The 23,366-nt window shown below is 44.3% G+C and carries 23 protein-coding genes and 1 pseudogene; 20 read left to right on the top strand and 4 right to left on the bottom strand.

Annotated elements, in window-relative coordinates; translation table 11 throughout:
- Positions 1-3: 3 nt before the first annotated feature.
- From R8O10_RS20385 to rplI, 10 genes are all read left to right on the top strand, one after another.
- Positions 4-1,749: a type IV pilus secretin PilQ gene (locus tag R8O10_RS20385; RefSeq protein ID WP_206958469.1), complete on the top strand. Its 1,746-nt coding sequence runs from the start codon at positions 4-6 to the stop codon at positions 1,747-1,749.
- A 187-nt stretch (positions 1,750-1,936) separates the two neighbouring features.
- Positions 1,937-2,455, top strand: a complete 519-nt coding sequence (aroK, locus tag R8O10_RS20380; protein ID WP_005381319.1) for a shikimate kinase AroK — start codon at positions 1,937-1,939, stop codon at positions 2,453-2,455.
- Between the two features lie 32 nt (positions 2,456-2,487).
- Positions 2,488-3,588 carry a 3-dehydroquinate synthase gene (aroB, locus tag R8O10_RS20375; RefSeq protein WP_005381318.1) on the top strand — a complete coding sequence of 367 codons (1,101 nt, stop codon included), beginning with the start codon at positions 2,488-2,490 and terminating at the stop codon, positions 3,586-3,588.
- A 52-nt stretch (positions 3,589-3,640) separates the two neighbouring features.
- The gene (locus R8O10_RS20370; protein WP_206958467.1) at positions 3,641-5,152 is read left to right on the top strand and encodes an SPOR domain-containing protein; all 1,512 of its coding nucleotides are present in this window, start codon (positions 3,641-3,643) and stop codon (positions 5,150-5,152) included.
- 69 nt (positions 5,153-5,221) lie between these two features.
- On the top strand, positions 5,222-6,061 hold the full coding sequence (locus R8O10_RS20365) for a Dam family site-specific DNA-(adenine-N6)-methyltransferase (protein ID WP_005382762.1): 840 nt from the start codon (positions 5,222-5,224) through the stop codon (positions 6,059-6,061).
- Between the two features lie 92 nt (positions 6,062-6,153).
- Positions 6,154-6,825, top strand: a complete 672-nt coding sequence (rpe, locus tag R8O10_RS20360) for a ribulose-phosphate 3-epimerase (protein ID WP_005381300.1) — start codon at positions 6,154-6,156, stop codon at positions 6,823-6,825.
- Between the two features lie 244 nt (positions 6,826-7,069).
- The gene (rpsF, locus tag R8O10_RS20355) at positions 7,070-7,459 is read left to right on the top strand and encodes a 30S ribosomal protein S6 (RefSeq protein ID WP_005381299.1); all 390 of its coding nucleotides are present in this window, start codon (positions 7,070-7,072) and stop codon (positions 7,457-7,459) included.
- Between the two features lie 8 nt (positions 7,460-7,467).
- Entirely contained in the window at positions 7,468-7,770 is a 303-nt protein-coding gene (gene priB, locus R8O10_RS20350) for a primosomal replication protein N (RefSeq protein WP_005381298.1), read from the top strand.
- 16 nt (positions 7,771-7,786) lie between these two features.
- Positions 7,787-8,014, top strand: a complete 228-nt coding sequence (rpsR, locus tag R8O10_RS20345) for a 30S ribosomal protein S18 (RefSeq protein WP_000090472.1) — start codon at positions 7,787-7,789, stop codon at positions 8,012-8,014.
- Between the two features lie 33 nt (positions 8,015-8,047).
- Complete coding sequence (rplI, locus tag R8O10_RS20340; RefSeq protein ID WP_005382760.1) at positions 8,048-8,500, top strand: 50S ribosomal protein L9; 453 nt, start codon at positions 8,048-8,050, stop codon at positions 8,498-8,500.
- A 77-nt stretch (positions 8,501-8,577) separates the two neighbouring features.
- Here the strand turns inward: rplI and R8O10_RS20335 are convergent, their stop codons facing one another.
- On the bottom strand, positions 8,578-9,342 hold the full coding sequence (locus R8O10_RS20335) for a DUF481 domain-containing protein (RefSeq protein WP_005381276.1): 765 nt from the start codon (positions 9,340-9,342) through the stop codon (positions 8,578-8,580).
- Between the two features lie 221 nt (positions 9,343-9,563).
- Between R8O10_RS20335 and R8O10_RS20330 the strand changes: the two genes are divergently transcribed.
- On the top strand, positions 9,564-10,964 hold the full coding sequence (locus R8O10_RS20330) for a replicative DNA helicase (protein ID WP_005382759.1): 1,401 nt from the start codon (positions 9,564-9,566) through the stop codon (positions 10,962-10,964).
- Between the two features lie 13 nt (positions 10,965-10,977).
- Positions 10,978-12,054, top strand: a complete 1,077-nt coding sequence (gene alr, locus R8O10_RS20325) for an alanine racemase (RefSeq protein ID WP_031777284.1) — start codon at positions 10,978-10,980, stop codon at positions 12,052-12,054.
- A gap of 38 nt (positions 12,055-12,092) precedes the next feature.
- On the opposite strand, the pseudogene R8O10_RS20320 reads toward alr, so the two are convergent.
- A pseudogene (locus R8O10_RS20320) lies at positions 12,093-12,508 on the bottom strand (secondary thiamine-phosphate synthase enzyme YjbQ).
- A 306-nt stretch (positions 12,509-12,814) separates the two neighbouring features.
- Between R8O10_RS20320 and pgi the strand changes: the two are divergent.
- A complete protein-coding gene (gene pgi / locus R8O10_RS20315; protein ID WP_005381270.1) occupies positions 12,815-14,467 on the top strand; it encodes a glucose-6-phosphate isomerase in 1,653 nt (550 codons plus the stop codon).
- A gap of 99 nt (positions 14,468-14,566) precedes the next feature.
- Here pgi and R8O10_RS20310 read toward each other — a convergent pair whose 3' ends face one another.
- Both R8O10_RS20310 and zur read right to left on the bottom strand, forming a co-directional pair.
- Positions 14,567-15,028 (bottom strand): chemotaxis protein CheX, encoded by a 462-nt coding sequence (locus R8O10_RS20310; RefSeq protein ID WP_005381269.1) that lies wholly within the window; start codon positions 15,026-15,028, stop codon positions 14,567-14,569.
- Between the two features lie 9 nt (positions 15,029-15,037).
- Positions 15,038-15,502, bottom strand: coding sequence for a zinc uptake transcriptional repressor Zur (zur, locus tag R8O10_RS20305; protein ID WP_005381268.1), 465 nt, complete (start codon positions 15,500-15,502; stop codon positions 15,038-15,040).
- A 321-nt stretch (positions 15,503-15,823) separates the two neighbouring features.
- Between zur and dusA the strand changes: the two genes are divergently transcribed.
- The 7 genes from dusA to R8O10_RS20270 all read left to right on the top strand — a co-directional run bounded on the left by dusA (position 15,824) and on the right by R8O10_RS20270 (position 22,824).
- Entirely contained in the window at positions 15,824-16,804 is a 981-nt protein-coding gene (dusA, locus tag R8O10_RS20300) for a tRNA dihydrouridine(20/20a) synthase DusA (protein ID WP_017821727.1), read from the top strand.
- A gap of 161 nt (positions 16,805-16,965) precedes the next feature.
- Entirely contained in the window at positions 16,966-17,181 is a 216-nt protein-coding gene (gene pspG / locus R8O10_RS20295) for an envelope stress response protein PspG (protein WP_005381266.1), read from the top strand.
- Positions 17,182-17,279: 98 nt separating this feature from the next.
- Positions 17,280-17,939, top strand: a complete 660-nt coding sequence (locus R8O10_RS20290) for a TIGR04219 family outer membrane beta-barrel protein (protein WP_130545458.1) — start codon at positions 17,280-17,282, stop codon at positions 17,937-17,939.
- A gap of 157 nt (positions 17,940-18,096) precedes the next feature.
- Positions 18,097-18,327: a hypothetical protein gene (locus tag R8O10_RS20285; protein WP_005381264.1), complete on the top strand. Its 231-nt coding sequence runs from the start codon at positions 18,097-18,099 to the stop codon at positions 18,325-18,327.
- Positions 18,328-18,444: 117 nt separating this feature from the next.
- On the top strand, positions 18,445-20,316 hold the full coding sequence (locus tag R8O10_RS20280) for an assimilatory sulfite reductase (NADPH) flavoprotein subunit (RefSeq protein WP_318191688.1): 1,872 nt from the start codon (positions 18,445-18,447) through the stop codon (positions 20,314-20,316).
- Positions 20,316-22,052: an assimilatory sulfite reductase (NADPH) hemoprotein subunit gene (gene cysI / locus R8O10_RS20275; protein WP_318191687.1), complete on the top strand. Its 1,737-nt coding sequence runs from the start codon at positions 20,316-20,318 to the stop codon at positions 22,050-22,052. Before R8O10_RS20280 ends, cysI begins: the two co-directional genes overlap by 1 nt.
- On the top strand, positions 22,045-22,824 hold the full coding sequence (locus tag R8O10_RS20270; RefSeq protein ID WP_005382748.1) for a phosphoadenylyl-sulfate reductase: 780 nt from the start codon (positions 22,045-22,047) through the stop codon (positions 22,822-22,824). The genes cysI and R8O10_RS20270 overlap by 8 nt, the downstream gene beginning before the upstream one ends.
- Positions 22,825-23,366 lie beyond the last annotated feature (542 nt).

Here is a 23,366-nt window from a genome sequence, read left to right as displayed (position 1 = left end):
GTAATGAAAATGAGACAAGGATTAACACGTACACCAAGGATACTTACTGGGCTCTTCTCCTTATGGTTGTTTGTATTTTTAGCCCCTTTAGCGGCAGCTGAAGAAGTTTCGTCCAATGCCCTAAAAAGTATCGACTTTCGAACTAATAAAGATAAAGACGCCGTGATTGTCGTAGAATTGGCGTCACCGGCTGCGATTGTAGATATCAAGCGTGTACAGGAAGGGTTAAGTATCGATTTGCTTAACACTTCAGTAAAAGACGAGCAATTGTATCTCCTAGACGTGAAAGATTTTTCGACTGTGGTTGAGAGCGTAGAAGTGTTTCGCGACACCTCGACGACGCGCTTGGTTGCGCACATCAATGAAGAATACATGCATGATTACCGTTTAACGGGGCGTTTTTTGGAAATCAAAGTAGCGAAGATCAAACACAATGAGAAAGCCCCAGATAAAAGCATTTTAGAAAGAGAAGGTAAGCTTATTTCGATTAACTTCCAAGATATTCCTGTGCGAAATGTCTTGCAGCTTATTGCTGATTACAACCAATTTAATTTGGTTGTCTCCGACTCTGTCGAAGGCAACCTCACGCTTCGTCTTGATGGTGTCCCTTGGCAGCAAGTGCTGGATATTATTTTGCAAGTTAAGGGGTTAGATAAGCGTGTTGATGGCAACGTGATTTTAGTTGCTCCGACTGATGAGCTGGACTTGCGTGAGAAGCAGCAGTTAGAAAAACAAAAACTGACGGAAGAAATGGGAGAGCTTTCATCTGAAATCATCAAAGTTAATTTTGCTAAAGCATCAGACATTGCGGAGATGATCAATGGTGAAGGAAATATCAGCATGCTGTCAGAGCGCGGCAGTATGACCATTGATGAGCGAACTAACTCGTTATTGATTAGAGAGTTACCTGAAAACATCGAGGTGATTCGAGAAATTATTGAGTCTTTGGATATTCCAGTTAAACAGGTTCAAATTGAGGCGCGTATTGTGACCATCAATGAAGGTAACATGGACGAGCTAGGTATTCGTTGGGGTTTTACGTCTATTAATGGCAGTAATACAGTGGGCGGTTCTATTGAGAACAACCTTGCCACGATCGGTCTCTATAATGGAGAAGGGGGTGATGACGGTGGTGACGGTGATGGAGTAGGGATCGATGACTTCCTAAATGTAAACTTAGCTGCAACCAGTCCGAATGCCACCAGCATTGCTTTTCAGGTCGCAAAGTTAGGTTCAGACACCTTGTTGGATCTTGAGCTTTCTGCTCTGCAACAAGAGTCTAAAGCTGAGATTATCTCGAGCCCACGTTTGATCACTACCAATAAGAAACCTGCCTATATCGAACAAGGTACAGAGATTCCTTACCTAGAGTCATCATCAAGTGGTGCAACGACGGTGACGTTCAAAAAGGCGGTATTAAGTTTGAAGGTAACCCCGCAAATCACACCGGATAACCGCTTAGTATTGGATTTAAGTGTCACGCAAGATAGACCAGGACAAGTCGTGAAGACAGGCACTGGTGAAGCTGTTGCGATTGATACTCAACGTATCGGGACGCAAGTGTTAGTGAATAACGGTGAAACGGTCGTTCTTGGTGGTATTTTTCAGCACAGCATTACTAACTCGGTGGACAAAGTGCCTTTGTTGGGCGATCTTCCGCTATTAGGTGCGCTTTTTCGTCGAAGTTATGAAAATGTTGGTAAAAGTGAGCTGTTAATTTTCGTCACGCCTAAGGTGGTGATTCAGTAGTTCTGTCTCGGGAAAAACTGATTAAATCAAAAATAAAGTTGCAATAGTGGCACCATGCTTGGATAATTTCGGGTCTTATCACGAATTATCTGTGAGGAACTGGTGCCACAAGCCTTGTAGAACAGCAGTTTAGCTGTGTTTTCTTGTGGCGATCTTATTGAATCAATGTTGTAAATTACTGCTAAACATGGCTGAGAAACGTAATATTTTCCTTGTTGGCCCAATGGGCGCCGGCAAAAGTACAATTGGTAGACATCTAGCACAGCAACTGCATATGGAGTTTGTTGACTCCGATACAGTGATCGAAGAACGCACTGGTGCAGACATCTCTTGGGTTTTTGATGTAGAAGGTGAAGAAGGCTTCCGCAAGCGTGAAGAAGCGGTACTTGAAGACCTAACACAAGAGCAAGGCATCGTGCTTGCGACTGGCGGTGGCTCTGTTAAGAGCAAAGAAAACCGCAATCGTCTTTCGGCACGTGGTGTTGTTGTTTACTTAGAAACGACGATTGAAAAGCAACTTGCGCGTACAAACCGCGACAAGAAGCGTCCTTTACTTCAAACGGATAACCCTCGCGAAGTACTGGAGCAATTAGCTGAAGAACGTAATCCTTTATATGAAGAAGTAGCGGATTACACTGTTCGCACTGACGATCAAAGTGCAAAAGTGGTAGCCAACCAGATCGTAAAAATGCTAGAAGAGAGATAAGTCTTTATCTTTTTTTTAATTGGAGCAAACCGATGGAACGGATTACGGTCAACCTAGCTGAGCGTAGCTACCCAATCTCTATTGGCGCCGGGTTATTTGAGGACCCGGCGTACCTCTCTCAAGTTCTCTCAAACAAAAATGCAAAACAAAAAGTTGTTGTGATCAGTAATGTCACAGTGGCGCCTTTGTATGCAGACAAAATTTTAAAGCAACTCGAGCAGCTCGGTTGTAGTGCATCCTTGTTAGAATTGCCTGACGGTGAACAGTACAAAAACTTGGATGTATTTAATCAAGTAATGAACTTCTTACTGGAAGGGAGTTATGCTCGTGATGTTGTGATCATCGCGTTAGGTGGTGGTGTTATTGGCGACCTTGTGGGTTTTGCGTCTGCCTGTTACCAGCGTGGGGTCGACTTTATTCAAATACCGACCACATTACTATCCCAAGTGGACTCTTCGGTTGGTGGAAAAACCGCGGTTAACCATCCGTTGGGTAAGAACATGATAGGTGCGTTTTACCAACCTAAAGCCGTGATCATTGATACCAACTGCCTGTCGACGTTGCCTGAACGTGAGTTCGCTGCGGGTATCGCCGAAGTCATTAAGTACGGCATTATTTACGATGCAGATTTTTTTGTATGGTTAGAAGACAATCTTGAGCGCTTGTATGCGTTGGATGAAGAAGCACTAACTTATGCGATCGCACGTTGCTGTGAAATAAAAGCGGAAGTGGTGGCTCAGGATGAGAAAGAGTCGGGCATCCGTGCTTTGCTTAACTTAGGTCACACCTTTGGTCATGCGATTGAAGCGGAACTTGGCTATGGCAATTGGCTGCATGGTGAAGCGGTATCTTCCGGCACTGTTATGGCGGCCAAAACGTCGCATCTACGCGGTCTGATCTCGGAAGAGCAATTTGAGCGTATTGTTGCGATTTTGCGTCGTGCAAAACTGCCTGTGCATACTCCAGACAGTATGAATTTCGATGACTTCATCAAGCACATGATGCGAGATAAGAAAGTCCTCTCTGGTCAATTACGATTGGTTTTGCCTACAGGCATTGGCACTGCCGAGGTAATTGCTGATACGACACAAGACGTACTCAAACAGGCAATAGACTTCGGTCGCGATATTTAACCTTGTAATGGCGCCTTTGGGCGTCATTCTTGTAGTGTATTAAGGTTATTAGATGAGTGTTGCTCACGTACTGGAATTAGATTCTCAAATCGAGTTGCTTGATAGATTAGGTCTACTGACTAACTTTGGTTCCAATCTCATTGCGATTAATGGTCATGATGGGTACGGGAAATCTTGGTTAGCGCAGCGATACCTTGAAGTGGGTGCCAGTAACAAGAATCAATGTTTGTTACTTTGTCATTCTAATCAAGACGGTGTGCAGCATCGCGTCCTTATTTTGAGTCAACTGGTTTCAGACGCATTGTTTAATCAGCAAGAGCCTTTACTTGATAGCCTTGAAAGGCTTTTAGGTGATGAGGCGTGTGACATTGCAATTGTTGTAGATGATGCGCATTTATTGAGTGAGACACTTATCTCTGAGCTTTGGATGCTGGTCTTAGAGGCGCACCATAAGCCAAATTGGACCATCAATGTCTTACTGTTTACACAGTCTGGACGTTTAGACGGTTTGCTAGCACGTCTCAGTTATGGACAAGAGATAAAGCCTGTTGAGCTTGATATTGATATGTTGTCCGAAGTGGAAGCTCGTCGTTTCTTTGAGTCACTTGTTGCGCGCTACGTCGATGATGAGTCTGAGAAACGGGTTCGAGATGCATTTAAAAAAGTCGACCCAGTACCGGGTGACATCATGGCGTTAGGAGAGATGAAAGTGGAAAAAAGGATCATTATCCGCTCGATTGTCGGTTCACCCCTGAATATTGCGTTGGTGGTATTAGTCTTACTGTTGCTTGCTGCTGGTGGCTATTGGTGGATGCTTAGTCAACCAAGTCCTGATGATAAAGCGCAGCAAATTGCTGGCAGTTTAGAGCAAACGGCTATTCCAACTTTTGAAGAGTCAGGAGTCAGTGCAGCGCAGTCTTCACTGCAACCTGTAACCGATGGCTCTAGCAGTCTTGATAAGTCTGGTGCGGTTGATGATTCTGATTCATTACCGCCAGCTGTGACAGAAGAAGTAGCGAGCGTAGGCAGTGATGACAATCAACAAAGAGTGGTGATTGAGTCGAATGTGGTCGATGCATTGCTTGAAGGTAAAGCTGATTCAGCAGACACAAAAGCGATTGATGATGTCGTAGGTACTGAGAAGACAGAAACCGCCGATGAAACTAGCTCCCCTTTGATTAAAGTCGTAAAACCGAATCAAGATATGACGCAAGCACCTGCTCAGTCAGAAGAGGGTGAGGCAAACCAACCTGTTGTGAAGTTTTCATTTGCTCGTGAAGAACTAAAAGCGCTATCGCCAAGAGCTTATACTTTACAACTCGCAGCTATGACCTCAATGGAAGATGTACAATCCTTTCTCAATGAGCATCAACTGAATAATCAAGTGCGAATTTATCCTACCGTTCGTAATGACACCGAGTGGTATATCATCACATATCAAGATTATCCGACAATTCAAATGGCTCGTGATGCCGTCGCAAGCTTGCCAGATTCGGTTAAGTCGGTGAGTCCTTGGGCAAAATCACTCCGTCAGGTTCACCGTGAAATTGAACGAGTGAAATAAACCTGAGCTTCCCTGAAAAATATGTTACATTCCGCAGCCTTAATTTTTGGTCGATAGATAGAGCAGTAGATGAAAAAGCAACGAGCCTTTCTTAAATGGGCAGGAGGAAAATACGGACTGGTTGAAGACATCCAACGTCATTTGCCGCCGGCTCGAAAGCTAGTTGAACCTTTTGTTGGTGCGGGCTCAGTGTTTCTGAATACCGATTATGACCATTATCTACTTGCAGATATCAATCCAGATTTGATCAATCTGTACAACCTGCTGAAAGAACGCCCTGAAGAGTATATCTCTGAAGCGAAGCGTTGGTTTGTCGCTGAGAACAACCGCAAAGAAGCCTACCTACACATTCGCGCTGAGTTTAATAAAACCGATGACGTGATGTACCGCTCTTTAGCGTTTTTGTACATGAACCGCTTTGGTTTTAATGGCCTATGCCGTTACAACAAAAAAGGTGGCTTCAATGTACCGTTTGGCTCTTACAAAAAGCCGTATTTCCCTGAGGCGGAATTGGAGTTTTTTGCAGAAAAAGCCAAAAAAGCTACGTTTGTTTGTGAAGGTTATCCTGAAACATTTCGTCGTGCGCGCAAAGGGAGCGTCGTGTATTGCGATCCACCTTATGCGCCGCTTTCAAATACGGCAAATTTCACCTCATACGCAGGTAATGGTTTCACGTTGGACGACCAAGCTGCATTAGCCGACATTGCTGAAAGAACAGCGACTGAACGTGGCATTCCTGTGTTGATTTCTAACCACGACACTACCTTGACACGTCGGTTGTATCACGGTGCGGATCTTAATGTGGTTAAAGTAAAGCGTACCATTAGCCGTAATGGTAACGGTCGTAATAAAGTTGATGAGCTACTTGCGCTTTTTCATGCGCCAGACATGGATAAATCAAGCTCTTAATTCTCACACTATTATATCTAAATAGTGGATCTCCCCACTGGCTTCGGTAGAATTGCGCGCAGATTGTTTGCTCATTACTACTGAGGTCAGGTATGAAAGATTTTCTTATTGCTCCATCCATTTTATCGGCAGATTTTGCTCGTCTCGGTGAAGATGTAGAAAAAGTACTCGCAGCGGGTGCGGATGTGGTGCATTTCGACGTTATGGATAACCACTATGTACCAAACCTGACTTTTGGTGCGCCTGTGTGTAAAGCACTACGCGATTATGGCATCACAGCGCCAATCGATGTTCACCTAATGGTGAAACCCGTTGACCGTATTATTCCTGATTTCGCAAAAGCGGGTGCGTCGATGATTACGTTCCATGTAGAAGCTTCTGATCATGTAGACCGTACACTGCAGTTAATTAAAGAGCACGGCTGTCAGGCTGGTGTGGTACTAAACCCAGCAACGCCACTTGCAAGTCTTGAATTTATTATGGATAAAGTCGACATGATTCTACTGATGTCGGTAAACCCTGGTTTTGGTGGTCAATCATTCATTCCTCATACACTAGATAAACTGCGTGCCGTTCGTAAGATGATTGACGAGTCTGGTCGTGATATCCGCTTAGAAATCGATGGCGGTGTGAAGGTTGACAACATTCGTGAAATTGCAGAAGCGGGCGCAGACATGTTTGTTGCAGGCTCGGCGATTTTCGGTGAGCCAGATTACAAACAAGTGATCGATCAAATGCGCGCTGAACTGGCTGAAGTTAAATAAGCACCGATAAGCCAGCGCAATAACACGCTGATTTTAAAGGCTGCCAGCTTGTTGGCAGCCTTTGTGTTTTCTAGTATTAGAAGAAATTAAATATCCACTGCGCTGAGCAAATAATCACTTGCCTATTTTACGCCCTTTCTGTACTATTCGTGCTCCTTAAACTCAGTCAATTATCTTTAGTTCCTTGCTTCCTCTGGACGACTGAGCCATTTGTGGAAGCTGAATAATCCGTAAGGAGCAACCAATGCGTCATTACGAAATCGTATTCATGGTGCACCCAGATCAAAGCGAGCAAGTTGCTGGCATGATCGAGCGTTACACTGGTTCAATCACTGAAGCTGGCGGTAAAATCCACCGTCTAGAAGACTGGGGCCGTCGTCAACTGGCTTACCCAATCAACAAGCTTCACAAAGCTCACTACGTTCTTATGAACGTTGAAGCTGACCAAGCTGTAATTGATGAGCTAGAAACTGCTTTCCGTTTCAACGATGCAGTTCTACGTAACATGATCATGCGTACTAAAGCAGCGATCACTGAGCAATCTATCATGCTTAAGCAAAAAGAAGAGCGTGCTCCACGTCGTGAAGAGCGTTCTGAAGCTAAGCCTGAAGCTAAGTCAGAAGCTGCTGAGTAAGTTTTCTTATGGCCAATCGAATGGAGCTGAGCGGCACCATTGCCAAACCGCCCATTCGTAGTAAAAGCCCTGGTGGCATTGAACACTGTCGGTTTTGGCTGGAGCATCGCTCTACTATTATCGAAGCTGACTTACCTCGACAAGTTTATTGTCGTATGCCGGTAGTCGTCAGCGGGCTTGGGTCACAAGCACTAACTCAGAATTTAGTTCAAGGCAGTAACATTAAGGTAAGTGGTTTTGTCACTTATCAAACCGGCCGAAATGGCGTGGGAAAATTAGTGTTACACGCCGACAACATTACTCAAATTTAAGATCAGGAGATAGCCCATGGCTCGTTTCTTCCGTCGTCGTAAATTCTGCCGTTTCACTGCAGAAGGCGTACAAGAGATTGATTACAAAGACGTAGCAACTCTTAAAAACTACATCACTGAAGCTGGTAAAATCGTACCTAGCCGTATCACTGGTACAAGCGCTAAGTACCAGCGTCAACTAGCACGTGCTATCAAGCGTTCACGCTACCTAGCTCTACTACCGTACACTGACAAGCATCAGTAATCGGTTCATTTTATTAAGAAAGAGGATTAAGCAATGCAAGTTATTCTACTTGATAAAATTGGTAACCTAGGTGGTCTTGGCGATACTGCAAACGTTAAATCTGGCTACGCTCGTAACTTCCTTATCCCACAAGGTAAAGCAGTTATGGCAACTAAAGCTAACGTTGAAATGTTTGAAGCTCGTCGTGCTGAACTAGAAGCTAAAGTTGCTGAGCAACTAGCTGCTGCAGAAGCTCGCGCAGAGAAAGTTAACGCTCTAGAAGCGGTAGTTATCGCTTCTAAAGCTGGTGACGAAGGCAAACTATTCGGTTCTATCGGTACTCGTGACATCGCTGACGCTATCACAGCTGCAGGCGTTGAAGTTGCTAAGAGCGAAGTTCGCCTTCCTGAAGGTGCTCTACGTAACACTGGTGAGTTCGAGATCAGCGTTCAACTTCACTCTGAAGTTTTCGCGACAGTTAACCTACAAGTTGTTGCTGCTGAGTAATTCAGTATCAAGACGAAATACTAAAAAGCACCTCCTCGGAGGTGCTTTTTTTATTTCTAAAACTGAGAGAAAAAGGGTTAAAAAGCGAAAAGTAAATTAACGGAAAATACGCTGTCCGCTTTGCTTAAGCCTTCAGGCACTTTATCGTGATACTGACGAGAGTGCGCCAGTTTCAGTGCGATATCTTCAGTAATATCATTGGTTACACTGAGTTCACTATCAGTACGTGTGTTACTTCTACCTGTTACCAACGTAATATCAGCTGCGAAACTTAAATTATCCAACGCATGCCAAGTTGTGTTGATATTTCCTCGAAAAATGCCTTCTCTAACGATATCGGGAAAGACAATATCGTCATCATCTATTTCGTCTAAGTTTGGCTCTTGATAGCGAAAACCAGGGCCTACTTCTACCTCTAAAATGAAGTTCTCAGTGTAGGAGAACTGGTAACCCAAACCACCTGACAACGTATAGTCTTTAAAATAAGCACTGTAGCGAGAATCCACTCCTTTAAAGCTGCCATACAAATACGTCTTAGGGCCTAACTTGTAGTCACTCTGCAGGGAATAGGTGGATGAGCGTTTGTCTTCTTCACCGTCTTTGTACAAGTTGTAGTACTTCCATTCACCATTAGAACGGTGTCGACCTGACGTATATTCAGCACTCAAACGAGCATTCAGGGAACGAGAGTCCGTGTTACCTGTGTGAGCTTGATAGCCGAACTCCACCTCGGTTTTTAGTGGGTCGGGTACATCAATATTTTGCTCTGGCTGTACTGATTCGTCAGCATACGATGCACTAGCGCACAGTAGGCTAAAGCTAAGTAACCAGTATCGGGACACATCAACCTCGAACGTAATCAAAAAGGAGGGGCATGATACTGATACAGATATTTGGTTGGGTCAATGGTAGGTTAATTTTTATTAGAGCTAGGCGGAAGAACCAGGCTATTACCCGGGTGGTTCACATGATGATTTCTTAACAAGTAATTGTCGCTTCGGGGAAGCATCTCAGTTAGGTTAAGGTTATAATCGTGGGTCAATAGTAGTTATCGAGCAAAGTCATGGCGGAAAACAGAAATCGCAAACCTTCAGACAGTCAGGTCGACGCAATCAAAGTGCCACCTCACTCACTAGAAGCCGAGCAATCAGTAATTGGTGGTCTTTTACTGGATAATGAACGTTGGGACACCGTTGCCGAACGTGTTGTGAGCAGTGATTTCTATAGTCGTCCACACCGCCTGATTTTTGAAGGTGTAAAAACCATTCTTGAAGCGGGTAAACCTCTCGATCTTATTACTTTATCGGAATATCTAGAGCGTCATGAGTTGTTAGAAGATGTAGGCGGTTTTGCTTACCTCGCTGACTTGGCGAAGAATACGCCAAGTGCAGCTAACATCAATGCGTATGCTGATATTGTCGCTGAGCGTGCGATTGTTCGTGGCCTTATTGGTGTCGCGAATGAAATTGCGGACGCGGGCTATGACCCTCAAGGTCGTAGTTCTGAAGATTTAATAGACATGGCGGAGAGTAAAGTTTTTGCTATCGCCGAGTCTCGAACTAGTGAAAACGAAGGACCACAAAACGTCGACAACATCCTCGAAAAGACGTTAGAACGTATCGAGTTGTTGTATAAAACGCCACAAGATGGTGTTACGGGGGTCGATACCGGTTTCACCGATCTCAATAAGAAAACCGCAGGTTTGCAAGGCTCTGATTTGGTGATTGTCGCAGCGCGTCCATCGATGGGTAAAACGACCTTTGCGATGAACTTGTGTGAAAATGCGGCCATGCAACAAGAGAAGCCCGTACTTATTTTCTCGTTAGAGATGCCAGCTGAACAGTTGATGATGCGTATGTTGGCCTCTTTGTCTCGTGTAGACCAAACCAAGATCCGTACGGGTCAGCTAGATGACGAAGATTGGGCGCGTATTTCTTCTACTATGGGTATCCTGATGCAGAAGAAAAATATGTACATTGATGATAGCTCTGGTCTAACTCCGACCGAAGTGCGTTCGCGCGCTCGCCGTATCGCTCGTGAACATGGCGGTCTGTCGATGATCATGGTCGACTACCTTCAGTTGATGCGCGTGCCTTCGTTAACCGATAACCGCACTCTTGAGATTGCTGAGATCTCGCGCTCTCTTAAGGCGCTGGCAAAAGAGCTAAATGTGCCTGTTGTGGCACTGTCGCAGCTAAACCGTTCCCTAGAGCAACGTGCGGATAAACGACCAGTAAACTCGGACTTGCGTGAATCCGGTTCCATCGAGCAGGATGCTGACTTGATCATGTTCATCTACCGTGATGAGGTTTATCACCCAGATAGTCCGTACAAAGGTACGGCCGAAATCATTATTGGTAAACAGCGTAACGGTCCTATCGGTTCTGTTCGCCTCACTTTCCAAGGTCAACATTCGCGTTTCGACAACTACGCGGGTCCTGCATTCGATATTGATGATGAGTAATCCCATGAGCTATATGAAAGCGGCCAAGGCGTGCATTGATTTGTCTGCGTTGCAGCACAACTTACAGCGCGTAAAAGCTCAAGCGCCACAAAGTAAAGTGATGGCTGTCGTCAAGGCCAATGGTTATGGTCACGGATTACGTCATGTTGCAAAACATGCTAACCATGCGGATGCGTTTGGTGTGGCTCGTATTGAAGAAGCATTGCAACTGCGCGCTTGTGGAGTAGTAAAGCCGATTCTATTGCTAGAAGGTTTTTACTCTCCTGGTGACTTACCTGTTCTTGTGACGAACAACATCCAAACCGTGGTGCACTGTGAAGAGCAGCTTATCGCCTTGGAGCAAGCAGACCTTGAAACTCCGGTTGTCGTGTGGCTGAAGATTGACAGTGGCATGCACCGCCTTGGGGTTCGTCCTGAACAATATGACGAGTTTGTAACGCGGCTAAAGGAGTGTCCAAATGTAGCGAAACCGTTGCGTTACATGAGCCACTTTGGCTGTGCAGATGAGCTGGATAGCGATATTACCCCACAACAGATTGAGCTGTTTAAATCGTTGACTTCTGGTTGCCAAGGGGAACGTTCACTGGCGGCATCTGCGGGGTTATTGGCATGGCCTCAAAGCCATTTAGATTGGGTTCGTCCGGGTATTATCATGTATGGTGTGTCGCCATTCGATGACAAAACGGCGCAAGATCTTGGGTATCAACCTGTTATGACACTTAAATCCCACCTTATTGCGGTACGTGAAGTGAAGAAGGGCGAAAGTGTTGGCTACGGTGGTATTTGGACCAGTGAGCGAGATACAAAAGTGGGTGTCATCGCTGTAGGGTATGGCGACGGTTACCCAAGAAGTGCTCCAAACGGTACGCCGGTGTGGGTTAATGGCCGTAAAGTACCTATTGCAGGTCGAGTTTCCATGGATATGCTGACGGTCGATTTGGGACCAGACGCAACGGATAAAGTCAGCGACGAAGCGATTCTTTGGGGGAAAGAGCTCCCAGTAGAAGAAGTGGCGGGTCACATTGGTACGATTGCGTATGAACTCGTGACTAAGCTAACGCCTCGCGTCGAGATGGAATACTCAAAATAAACAATGAAAGGCTAACCCAAGGTTAGCCTTTGTTTTATCTACTCACCGTTAATCGTAGCAATAACGCGGCGGCCGCCACCAAAGTCTCGATGCTCACCCAAGTAAATACCTTGCCATGTTCCTAAAGCTAATCGACCATTTTGGATTGGTACCGTCACACTACTGCCAAGCAGTGATGCTTTAATATAACCCGTACGTCGTCACCTTCATAGGTGTGCTGATAATAAGGAGCACGCTCTGGCACAAACTTATTGAAGTGCGCTTCCATGTCCATACGCACGGTTGGATCAGCATTCTCATTTAAGGTCAAACTGGCGGAGGTGTGCTGAATAAATAAGTGTAATAAACCTACTGAAAGTTCGTTTATTTGTGGTAATTGTTGTTCAATTTCATCAGTTATCAGGTGAAAACCGCGGCATCTCGCTTTTAATTGCAGTGTTTTTTGTGCCCACATACGTGTTCCTTTGGAAATTTATAAATTGGCGTCTATCCTATTCCAATTAGAGCCTGTCATTAGTAAATGATATGATTCTTGTCATCGTAAATGAATTGTTCAATTTCAGGGCAGGGAACGTGACCTAACTCAATGTGAGTGTAAAAGCTCTCGGTCATAATTGGCGCCTGAAAAAAAATTACAAAGACTTGTTTTGTGGCAATTTGCCCAAACATCTAATTTATATTCTATTTGCTAAATCGGGGATTCCACAGTTTTCGCTAGACTGTAAGGAATGGAACCTACTGTAACATCGGGATAAAGACCATGTTGAAAAATATCAATCCAACGCAAACACAAGCTTGGAAAGCGCTAACGGCGCATTTCGAATCTGCACAAGATATGGATCTTAAAGAGCTGTTTGCTCAAGACGCAGCGCGTTTCGACAAATACTCTGCACGTTTCGGCTCAGACATCCTAGTCGATTACTCAAAGAACCTCATCAATGAGGAAACTCTGAAGCACCTGTTTGCTCTTGCGAAAGAGACCGAGCTGAAATCTGCAATTGAAGCGATGTTCAGTGGTGAAGCGATCAACCAAACAGAAGGTCGCGCTGTTCTTCACACTGCACTACGTAACCGTGCTAATACTCCAGTTATGGTAGATGGTGAAGACGTAATGCCAGCAGTGAACGCGGTTCTAGAAAAAATGAAATCATTCACTGAGCGCGTTATCGGCGGTGAATGGAAAGGTTACACAGGCAAAGCAATTACCGATATTGTGAACATCGGTATCGGCGGTTCTGACCTTGGCCCTTACATGGTGACGGAAGCTCTAGCGCCATACAAAAATCATCTAAACCTTCACTTCGTATCTAACGTTGATGGTACACACATCGTTGAAACGTTGAAGAAAGTTAACCCAGAAACGACGTTATTCTTGATCGCGTCTAAGACGTTTACAACGCAAGAAACCATGACTAACGCGCACACTGCTCGTGATTGGTTCCTAGAATCTGCGGGTGATCAGGCTCATGTGGCTAAACACTTTGCTGCGCTTTCAACAAACGCGACAGCCGTGTCTGAATTTGGTATCGATACAGCGAACATGTTTGAATTCTGGGACTGGGTTGGTGGCCGTTACTCACTATGGTCTGCGATCGGTCTATCAATTGCACTAGCAGTAGGTTTCGACAACTTTGTTGAGTTGCTTGATGGTGCTCACGAGATGGACAAGCATTTCGTATCAACAGATCTAGAAAGCAATATTCCAGTGATTCTTGCTTTGATTGGTATTTGGTACAACAACTTCCACGGTGCGGAGTCAGAAGCTATCCTACCTTACGATCAATACATGCACCGTTTTGCAGCATATTTCCAGCAAGGCAACATGGAATCAAACGGTAAATACGTTGACCGTGACGGCAATGCTGTAACTTACCAAACTGGCCCAATCATTTGGGGTGAACCAGGTACCAACGGTCAGCACGCGTTCTACCAGCTAATTCACCAAGGTACTAAGCTTATCCCATGTGACTTCATTGCACCTGCAATTAGCCACAACCCAGCTAGCGATCATCACCAAAAACTGATGTCTAACTTCTTCGCGCAAACTGAAGCTCTAGCGTTTGGTAAAAATGAAGAAACCGTGAAAGAAGAGTTGGTGAAAGTAGGTAAGAATGCTGAAGAAGTGGCAGCGATTGCGCCATTCAAAGTGTTTGAAGGTAACCGTCCAACAAACTCTATTCTAGTGAAGCAAATCACGCCTCGTACGCTAGGTAACTTGATCGCAATGTACGAACACAAAATTTTCGTACAAGGTGTTATCTGGAATATCTTCAGCTTTGACCAGTGGGGCGTGGAGCTAGGTAAACAACTGGCTAACCAAATCCTACCTGAGCTTGCAGACGAGTCTCAAATCAGCTCGCATGACAGCTCAACAAACGGTCTAATCAACGCATTTAAAGCGTTCAAAGCTTAATGTTTGAATAGATAAAGAAAAGGTCAGCAAATGCTGACCTTTTTATTGCCTGAGGCAAAAACAAAATAGGTTGGCCAGTGCCAACCTATTTTTTCTCTTTTATTCGAAGCAAATTTCGATAAAGGCATTTCCCCATTGGGAAGAGAAAGGCATGATAATAATTGAGCCTTCACACTTGTGGCGAATCGTATGACCTCGGCCCGAAACCACAACCGGTGTTGCCATATCAAAGTCAAAACCACTTTCCGCCAGAATGCGTTTCGCACCACCAGTAACCATGTTGGTGATCTCACCCACCATATCGGTCACTTCTTCATTGAGCCCATTTGGACGTTCACCAAGCATGTTCTGCATGATTTCTAGGGCGAGTGCTTCATCAAAGGTGATCGACATTGAACCACGAGTTTGTGGGCCTACCATACCAATCAGACCAGAAACGTCACCTCGTGCGATCTCATCTTTTTTGATTCGCGGTTTTTGTGGCTTCAGCTCAAGAGAAGCCATAGTTTTTAGCACGTTCATTAAAGAAGCTAAAAACGGGTTTACAAATTCAGCGCGCATAACGTTCTTCTATACTTTTTCTTTCGTCTCGGAGGAACAGGCCTGGCATTCACCATGAGTTTCAATAACTTGGTTGGTCAGTTTGAATCCATGCTTCTCGGCGTTTTCGGCTAACAAGGATATCAGCGTCTCATCTTCGAGTTCAACGACATCACCACATTTATCGCAAATTAGTAATTGGAAAAAGTGCTGCTGAGTATTGAAAGAACAACAAGTAATAAAGCTATTTGTCGATTCCACTCGGTGGATGAAGCCTTGTTCTAGGAGAAAATCTAATGCTCGATAAACAGTGGGCGGCTTAGCCTGAGGCTCACTCTCTTTTAGTTGCTCCAATAGCTCATACGCACTTGAGGCGCGGCGATTAGAACAAATGAGTTCAAAGACGCGTCGGCGTTGCGGAGTCAGTCGTACTCCACGCTCTGCGCAGATACTTTCAATTTGTTCAATGATTGTTGGGTTCAAACCTTTCACCATAACTATCGGACGTGCTCTATGATAAATCATTTCTATACGAAGTTCGTTTAGAAATGCTTCATTTTACCCACTATCAGAACGAAAATCATGAATTAAAGCAAGTCGGTGGTGGTGTGAAGGCGGAATAATCATCACAGAATGAATCAACGAATGACACATTCGTATTACTTCTGCGTATTCCTAAGCACTTGGCTAGTCAGCCAACCAAATCATTCTCGCTGAAACTAGCACCCAGAGGTGCTTGGGTATACAATACCCGACTTATTTTTTGAGCGTACTGCTGCGCTCGACCTTGGCAACATAAAAACGGGTGTTTATATCATGACTCATTCTTGCAGGCTCTCCGTAGCACCAATGTTAGATTGGACTGATCGTCATTGTCGCTACTTCCATCGCTTAATGACCAAAGAAACCCTGCTGTACACTGAAATGGTGACGACAGGTGCGATCATTCATGGAAAAGGAGATTTCCTGGCTTATAACGAAGAAGAGCATCCGTTAGCCCTTCAACTTGGTGGTTCAAACCCAGCAGATTTGGCTACGTGTGCCAAGCTAGCGCAAGAGCGTGGCTACGATGAGATTAACCTAAATGTGGGGTGTCCATCTGACCGCGTACAAAACGGTCGATTTGGTGCTTGCCTAATGGCTGAACCGCAGTTAGTTGCGGATTGTGTCGCAGCAATGAAAGACGTGGTCGATATCCCTGTAACAGTCAAGACTCGCATTGGTATTGATGATCAAGATTCTTACGAGTTCTTAACGGATTTCGTTTCTATTGTTTCAGAAAAGGGTGGCTGTGAGCAGTTCACTATCCATGCTCGTAAAGCTTGGTTAAGTGGTTTAAGCCCAAAAGAAAACCGTGAGATCCCACCATTGGATTACCCACGCGCTTACCAATTGAAGCAAGACTTCTCACACCTAACGATTGCGATTAACGGTGGCGTGAAGTCATTAGAAGAAGCAAAAGCACATCTTCAGCATCTTGACGGTGTGATGATTGGTCGTGAAGCATACCAAAGCCCATATCTACTGGCATCGGTAGACCAAGAGTTGTTTGGCTCTAACGCTCCAGTGAAGAAACGCAGCGAAATTGTTGAAGAGATGTACCCATACATTGAAGCGCAATTAGCGAAAGGTGCGTACCTTGGTCACATTACCCGTCACATGTTAGGTTTGTTCCAAAGCATGCCCGGTGCTCGTCAATGGCGTCGTCATATCAGTGAAAATGCGCACAAACCAGGTTCTGGTCTAGAAGTATTGCAAGACGCGCTAGCTAAGATTCCAAAAGAATTGAATGTGTAAAATTCGCCAGTGAATGGCTAAAATTACCAACTAAAGAATGATAAAGCCAGAGTGCAGAAATGCCTCTGGCTTTTTTTTATTAAAAATCATAATCTTAACTTCGTTTCTGTAAGTTGGTATGGAAACTGCTCTGTTTATTGAAAACAAATGGAGAAGTGATTATGTTGGAGCTAATCTTTATTTTAGTCTTTGCGGCGACCTTGTTGGTTACGGGTATCACAATGATGACCGTATTCGCAGCAACTGGTATTGCGTTAGTTGTGATGTTTTTACTGGGAATGGTTGGAGCGGTACTCAAGCTATTACCATGGTTAATCGTGATTGCATTGGGTATTTGGTTCTTCAAGAATTACGTTGCTCAGCCCCGCTATAAATAATGAGTAACATCATTTAGTTGATGGAGAGGCGTGAGAATATGGTATATTTCCTCTCACGTCCTCTACGTGAATATCAGCTATCTCGGAGTAAATACTACATGACAAATAAAGCGAACATCGCTTTAACGGCATTATCGTTAGCAGTATCTTTTCCTGTTTTTGCAGAGTACTCTGTATCGACAAAAGTCGGCGCAGAGGTATGGGCTGCCGACACTAAAGTTAATGAAGCGAGACGAGATAGCAGTACCACAGGCACTTTTTACGCGGCGATTGAACATGATGTTAAATACGTCCCTAATGCGCGCCTTCGTTACTCAAGTGTTGATGCGAATTACATGGGGTTCGATAAGCTCGATTTAACCTTGTATTACCACGTTCTAGAGCATGATTTATTGCACTTTGATGCGGGTCTTACGTTCAGTAATTTAAGTGACACTAAATATATTGATGCTGGCTCAAGCAGGCGTGTAGAAGAATTTGATGAGCTGATTTGGGCTTGGTATGGCTACGCAGAAATTCAAGTTCCGGATACAAACTTTGATGTGATTGGTGAGATAAACTTTGGTGACAACAAAGGTATTAAAAGCACCGATTTCATGGCAGGTGTTCAATACAATGTACCGCTCGAAAAAGCTCGACTGGCTTTTCGTGGAGGTTACCGTGTGATTGATTTAGAGTCCGATAAATTCATGTCGGATCTAGGGAAAGAGTTTATTTTTGCTAACGGCTTCTTTGTGAGTGCGGAATACGCGTTCTAAACTCAGCCATATTAGATATTCGATTTACTTAAAACGTCGCTTTATAAGCGGCGTTTTTTTATATCACTTCATTATATCCAATCGAAATTTCTCCCTATTTGGCTGACTTAGACCATGCTTACCTAGGAGCAATGTGAAAGTTAAAGCAGGGATAGCGATGACAATAAATGAACTAAGACATCTATTCCGTGAAAATCAGCTTATCGAAGCGATTATTGAGCCTGCAATCCAAGAGGGTGGTTGGGTTGTAGAGTTCAGACATGCGCGCGGTGGTTTTGTTTTTCTAACGGACAGTCACGGCGAAGAATGTCTTTATGAAGATTTGGATACTGCGTCAAAATCGGCAATGGCAGTAGGCTTTCAACAAGTCCGCATTGAAGATCGATGAGCAAAAAGTAAGCCGTTCTTACTTCCAAAAAGTTATAAAACATTCACTTCTATTCTTTCTTGTTATTAAGGAGAGTGGGTACTCTATCGTCACGCAATGAATAGGGATGTCGTGATAATGTCTTTTCAAAAGAATGAGTATTCTCACAAGAATGTGTCTGAAGATAATAATGGGCAAGGAGGAAATCCTCCAATCGCAAGCCCTCTGAATGACCAACAAATTAGCTCACTCCAACAAACTGTCTCTGAGTTGTCTTCACAGCAACTTGCTTGGGTCAGTGGGTATTTTTGGGGATTAGCTCAAAATCAACCAAACACAGCGGTAACGCCAATTGGACAAGCAACGGCAGCCGTATCAGCGAAGCCAGCAGGTAAGTTGAGTATTATTTTTGCTTCCCAAACGGGCAATGCTAAAGGTGTTGCTGAAGCTCTGGAGCAGGAAGCAAAAGCAGAAGGAATTGCAGTCGAACTTTTTGATGCAAGCGATTACAAAGGTAAAAACTTAGCCAAAGAAACGCATGTCATTATTGTGGCATCGACTAACGGCGAAGGCGAAGCGCCAGACAATGCCATTGAGCTACATGAGTTTTTGCAATCGAAGAAGGCTCCAAAGCTGCCAAACCTGCAATATGGTGTTATTGCACTGGGAGATTCTAGCTACGAATTCTTCTGTCAGACCGGTAAAGACTTCGACACTTACCTATCAAAGCTAGGCGCGACTCCATTTATCGAGCGTCTTGATTGCGATGTGGATTATGAAGCCCCTGCAACTGAATGGCGTAAGAATGCGTTAGACAAGGTAAAAGATACACTGTCTTCTGGCTCTGAAGCGGATGTGGTTCAACTTCCTGTGGGTCAAGCTGCGACTGCACACTCTCCTTACAATAAACAAAGTCCGTACACTGCGACGTTACTGACCAGTCAAAAAATCACGGGCCGTGACTCTGGAAAAGACGTTCGTCATATAGAAATCGACTTAGAAGGCTCGGGCTTAACGTATCAGCCTGGTGATGCACTAGGTGTGTGGTTTGAAAATAGCTCGGAACTTGCAAATGCCATTCTTGGTAAGGTCGGTTTGTCTGGGGTTGAGACTGTTGACGTTGATGGTGAAAGCTTGTCAATCCACAGTGCTCTTGTGAGTAAATATGAAATCACAACATCTAACCCACAGCTCATCACAAAGTTTGCCGAGTTATCCGGTAGCAAGAAACTACAAAAGTTAGTTGAAGATAAAGATAAGCTTCGCGAGTACTCTGCAAATACTCAAATCGTTGATGTACTGGCAGAAAAGAAAACCAAGTTAACCGCAGATGAATTGATTGGTTTGCTTCGTCGCCTTACTCCACGCCTTTACTCTATTGCATCAAGCCAAGAAGAGGTCGATGAAGAAGTACACCTAACGGTTGCTTTGGTTGAGTACGAACAAAACGACGAAAAACGATATGGTGGAGCGTCTAGTTTCTTAGCACAGCGTCTCGAAGAGGGAGATGAAGTTAAAGTATTTGTTGAGCATAACAACAACTTTAAACTGCCGGAAGATGATAGCACTCCAATTATCATGGTTGGTCCTGGCACAGGGATCGCACCATTCCGTAGCTTTATTCAGGAACGTGAAAACCGCGATTCTGAAGGCAAAAACTGGTTGTTCTTTGGTGATCGCACGTTCACTCAAGACTTCTTGTACCAAGTGGAATGGCAAAAGTATCTCAAGTCAGGAGTACTAAGCCGATTGGATGTTGCCTTTAGTCGTGACCAAGTAGAAAAGGTTTATGTACAACATCGCATCTTAGAAAACGCAGCTCAAGTGTGGCAGTGGATCCAAGAAGGCGCTTATATCTATGTCTGCGGTGATGCAACGCGTATGGCAAAAGATGTGCACGACGCATTGGTTATCGTTGCTGAACAAGAAGGTAAGATGCCGCGTGACGATGCAGAACAATTTATTAATGACCTACGTAAAGCGAAACGTTATCAGAGGGATGTGTACTAATGACTTTTTCTACGGACAATAATAAGCAGGTTGTATTAGGTGAAGAGTTAGGGCCGCTATCTGATAACGAGCGCCTGAAGCGAGAAAGCAACTTATTACGTGGCACTATTGAGCAAGATTTACAGGACCGTATTACTGGTGGCTTTACTGCCGACAACTTCCAGTTAATTCGTTTCCACGGTATGTATCAACAAGACGATCGTGATATCCGTAATGAACGCACAAAGCAAAAGCTGGAACCATTACATAATGTGATGCTTCGTGCTCGTATGCCTGGAGGCATCATCACGCCAACGCAATGGTTAGCGATCGACAAGTTCGCAACGGAGCACTCTTTATATGGAAGTATTCGTCTGACGACTCGCCAAACGTTCCAGTTTCATGGGGTATTAAAACCGAATATTAAGTTGATGCATCAAACGCTCAACAGTATTGGTATTGATTCGATTGCAACCGCGGGTGATGTAAACCGTAACGTGTTGTGTACCACTAACCCAGTGGAGTCAGAGTTACACCAAGAAGCTTACGAATGGGCGAAGAAGATCAGTGAGCATCTATTACCAAAGACGCGCGCTTATGCAGAGATTTGGCTAGACGGTGAAAAAGTAGAAAGCACAGAAGAAGACGAACCGATTCTAGGCAAGAACTACTTACCACGTAAGTTTAAAACCACAGTGGTTATCCCACCGCAAAATGACGTAGATGTACACGCTAACGATCTCAACTTCGTAGCGATTGCAGATAACGGCAAGCTGGTTGGTTTTAACGTCCTGGTCGGCGGCGGCTTAGCGATGACGCATGGCGATACATCAACTTATCCGCGCCGCGCTGACGACTTTGGCTTTATTCCGCTGGACAAGACACTTGATGTTGCCGCAGCTGTAGTAACAACTCAGCGCGACTGGGGTAACCGTTCAAACCGTAAGAACGCAAAAACCAAATACACATTGGATCGTGTAGGTAGCGATGTCTTTAAAGCGGAAGTCGAGAAACGTGCTGGTGTTAAGTTTGAGCAAAGCCGTCCATATGAATTCACAGAACGTGGTGACCGTATTGGCTGGGTAGAAGGAATTGATGGTAAATATCATTTAGCGCTTTTCATCGAAAACGGTCGCTTATTAGACTTTCCAGGTAAACCACTTAAGACGGGTGTTGCTGAAATTGCCAAAATCCACAAAGGCGATTTCCGCATGACAGCGAACCAAAACCTAATTGTTGCGGGTGTACCTAAAAACGAAAAAGCGAAAATTGAAAAGATCGCTCGTGAACATGGCTTAATGGACGACGGCGTAAGTGAACAGCGTAAGAACTCAATGGCGTGTGTTGCTTTTCCAACTTGTCCGCTAGCGATGGCAGAAGCTGAACGTTTCCTTCCTCAGTTTGTTACTGATGTGGAGGGGATTCTGGAGAAGCACAACCTACCAGAAAATGACAACATCATTTTGCGTGTAACTGGGTGTCCAAATGGTTGTGGTCGCGCAATGTTGGCTGAAATTGGTCTAGTTGGCAAAGCGCCGAGTCGTTACAACTTGCACCTAGGTGGTAACCGTGCCGGTACTCGAGTACCAAAAATGTATAAAGAGAACATCACGGATAAGCAAATCTTAGAAGAGATTGATCTGCTGGTGGCTAGATGGTCGAAAGAGCGTGAAGAAGGCGAAGCCTTTGGCGATTTCACTATTCGTGCTGGCATTATCCAAGAAGTGCTCGTATCAAAGAGGGACTTTCATGCTTGATTCTGTAGCATCCAAGCTTGAGCTCACAGAGTTACTGACATTAACAAAGACGGAGCAAATCCTCCGTCTTGCTCAAATTAATGTCGAGCTCGAAAAGCTTTCAGCACAAGAGAGAGTTGCGTGGGCTTTAGATAATCTAGAAGGCGAGTTCGCGGTTTCTTCTAGTTTTGGTATTCAAGCCGCGGTTATGCTTCATTTAGTTACTCGCGCCAAAGCGGACATCCCCGTCATTCTAACCGATACTGGTTACCTGTTTGCTGAGACGTACCGATTTATCGATGAGCTGACAGATGCTCTCAACCTAAATTTAAAAGTTTATCGAGCCAAAGAAAGTGCGAATTGGCAAGAAGCTCGATATGGAAAATTATGGGAGCAGGGTGTAGAGGGAATTGAAAAATACAACAAGCTCAATAAAGTTGAGCCGATGCGTCGAGCGTTAAAAGAGCTTAATGTTGGAACGTGGTTCTCTGGATTGCGTCGAGAGCAAAGTAAATCTCGTGCAGGTTTACCGATTCTATCAATTCAGAACGGTGTGTTTAAATTTCTACCAGTAATTGATTGGACTAATAAAGACGTTCATTACTACTTAGAACAACACGGCCTTAAATACCACCCATTGTGGGATGAAGGTTACCTTTCAGTTGGTGATACACATACCACTCGTAAATGGGAGCCGGGAATGTCAGAGGAAGAAACTCGATTCTTTGGCTTAAAGCGAGAATGTGGCCTACACGAAGATGATGGCTCTGAACAAGATGGGTCTGGCATATAGCCATAATGCTCTTTAAATAGAGTTTAGGTTAAGTTTAATAAAGATAGCTGCAATAAAGCAGCTTTCTTTATTTATGGTACTTGAAAAAACACGCCTCAAAGAACAACTCTGTGGATAAGTTGTGTGAGAGTTTGGGGTAAAGTTGAATAAATAAAGGTTTGATCGAAAACTCATCGTTTAACCATTATTTTTGCAATTTTTGAAAAATAACACTTGCCAATGTGAGCGCGATCTCTATAATGCCTCCTCGTCGACAGGGCAAGGCCTCACAAGGGGTTAAGCGAAGTTGATAAGGCTGAAAAGAAAAACGAAATAATTTGAAGAAAGTGTTTGACACAATAAATTATCTCGCTAGAATGGCCGCCTCTTCCGAAGTGATGTCAATCACAAAGAAGAGTTGCTCTTTAACAATATAGACCTATCAATCTGTGTGGGCACTCGTTGATGATAATCCAATTCGATACCTCGGTATCAAATTAGGTTTCAATGAAACGAAGTGACCATTGAATCTTCGGATTCAGCACAGTCAATTCAAACATTAC

Source organism: Vibrio sp. 1727, from assembly GCF_033344415.1.
Taxonomy (GTDB): Bacteria; Pseudomonadota; Gammaproteobacteria; order Enterobacterales; family Vibrionaceae; genus Vibrio; species Vibrio alginolyticus.
The sequence above is the reverse complement of the archived record's forward strand: the minus strand, read 5'-3'. Positions and strand labels throughout refer to the sequence as shown.

What these genes read in the sequence shown, in the direction of transcription:
- R8O10_RS20385 (WP_206958469.1), top strand. Translation starts at nt 4, where the DNA reads ATGAAAATGAGACAAGGATTAACACGTACACCAAGGATACTTACTGGG.
- aroK (WP_005381319.1), top strand. Translation starts at nt 1,937, where the DNA reads ATGGCTGAGAAACGTAATATTTTCCTTGTTGGCCCAATGGGCGCCGGC.
- aroB (WP_005381318.1), top strand. Translation starts at nt 2,488, where the DNA reads ATGGAACGGATTACGGTCAACCTAGCTGAGCGTAGCTACCCAATCTCT.
- R8O10_RS20370 (WP_206958467.1), top strand. Translation starts at nt 3,641, where the DNA reads ATGAGTGTTGCTCACGTACTGGAATTAGATTCTCAAATCGAGTTGCTT.
- R8O10_RS20365 (WP_005382762.1), top strand. Translation starts at nt 5,222, where the DNA reads ATGAAAAAGCAACGAGCCTTTCTTAAATGGGCAGGAGGAAAATACGGA.
- rpe (WP_005381300.1), top strand. Translation starts at nt 6,154, where the DNA reads ATGAAAGATTTTCTTATTGCTCCATCCATTTTATCGGCAGATTTTGCT.
- rpsF (WP_005381299.1), top strand. Translation starts at nt 7,070, where the DNA reads ATGCGTCATTACGAAATCGTATTCATGGTGCACCCAGATCAAAGCGAG.
- priB (WP_005381298.1), top strand. Translation starts at nt 7,468, where the DNA reads ATGGCCAATCGAATGGAGCTGAGCGGCACCATTGCCAAACCGCCCATT.
- rpsR (WP_000090472.1), top strand. Translation starts at nt 7,787, where the DNA reads ATGGCTCGTTTCTTCCGTCGTCGTAAATTCTGCCGTTTCACTGCAGAA.
- rplI (WP_005382760.1), top strand. Translation starts at nt 8,048, where the DNA reads ATGCAAGTTATTCTACTTGATAAAATTGGTAACCTAGGTGGTCTTGGC.
- R8O10_RS20330 (WP_005382759.1), top strand. Translation starts at nt 9,564, where the DNA reads ATGGCGGAAAACAGAAATCGCAAACCTTCAGACAGTCAGGTCGACGCA.
- alr (WP_031777284.1), top strand. Translation starts at nt 10,978, where the DNA reads ATGAAAGCGGCCAAGGCGTGCATTGATTTGTCTGCGTTGCAGCACAAC.
- pgi (WP_005381270.1), top strand. Translation starts at nt 12,815, where the DNA reads ATGTTGAAAAATATCAATCCAACGCAAACACAAGCTTGGAAAGCGCTA.
- R8O10_RS20310 (WP_005381269.1), bottom strand. Translation starts at nt 15,028, where the DNA reads ATGCGCGCTGAATTTGTAAACCCGTTTTTAGCTTCTTTAATGAACGTG.
- zur (WP_005381268.1), bottom strand. Translation starts at nt 15,502, where the DNA reads ATGGTGAAAGGTTTGAACCCAACAATCATTGAACAAATTGAAAGTATC.
- dusA (WP_017821727.1), top strand. Translation starts at nt 15,824, where the DNA reads ATGACTCATTCTTGCAGGCTCTCCGTAGCACCAATGTTAGATTGGACT.
- pspG (WP_005381266.1), top strand. Translation starts at nt 16,966, where the DNA reads ATGTTGGAGCTAATCTTTATTTTAGTCTTTGCGGCGACCTTGTTGGTT.
- R8O10_RS20290 (WP_130545458.1), top strand. Translation starts at nt 17,280, where the DNA reads ATGACAAATAAAGCGAACATCGCTTTAACGGCATTATCGTTAGCAGTA.
- R8O10_RS20285 (WP_005381264.1), top strand. Translation starts at nt 18,097, where the DNA reads ATGACAATAAATGAACTAAGACATCTATTCCGTGAAAATCAGCTTATC.
- R8O10_RS20280 (WP_318191688.1), top strand. Translation starts at nt 18,445, where the DNA reads ATGTCTTTTCAAAAGAATGAGTATTCTCACAAGAATGTGTCTGAAGAT.
- cysI (WP_318191687.1), top strand. Translation starts at nt 20,316, where the DNA reads ATGACTTTTTCTACGGACAATAATAAGCAGGTTGTATTAGGTGAAGAG.
- R8O10_RS20270 (WP_005382748.1), top strand. Translation starts at nt 22,045, where the DNA reads ATGCTTGATTCTGTAGCATCCAAGCTTGAGCTCACAGAGTTACTGACA.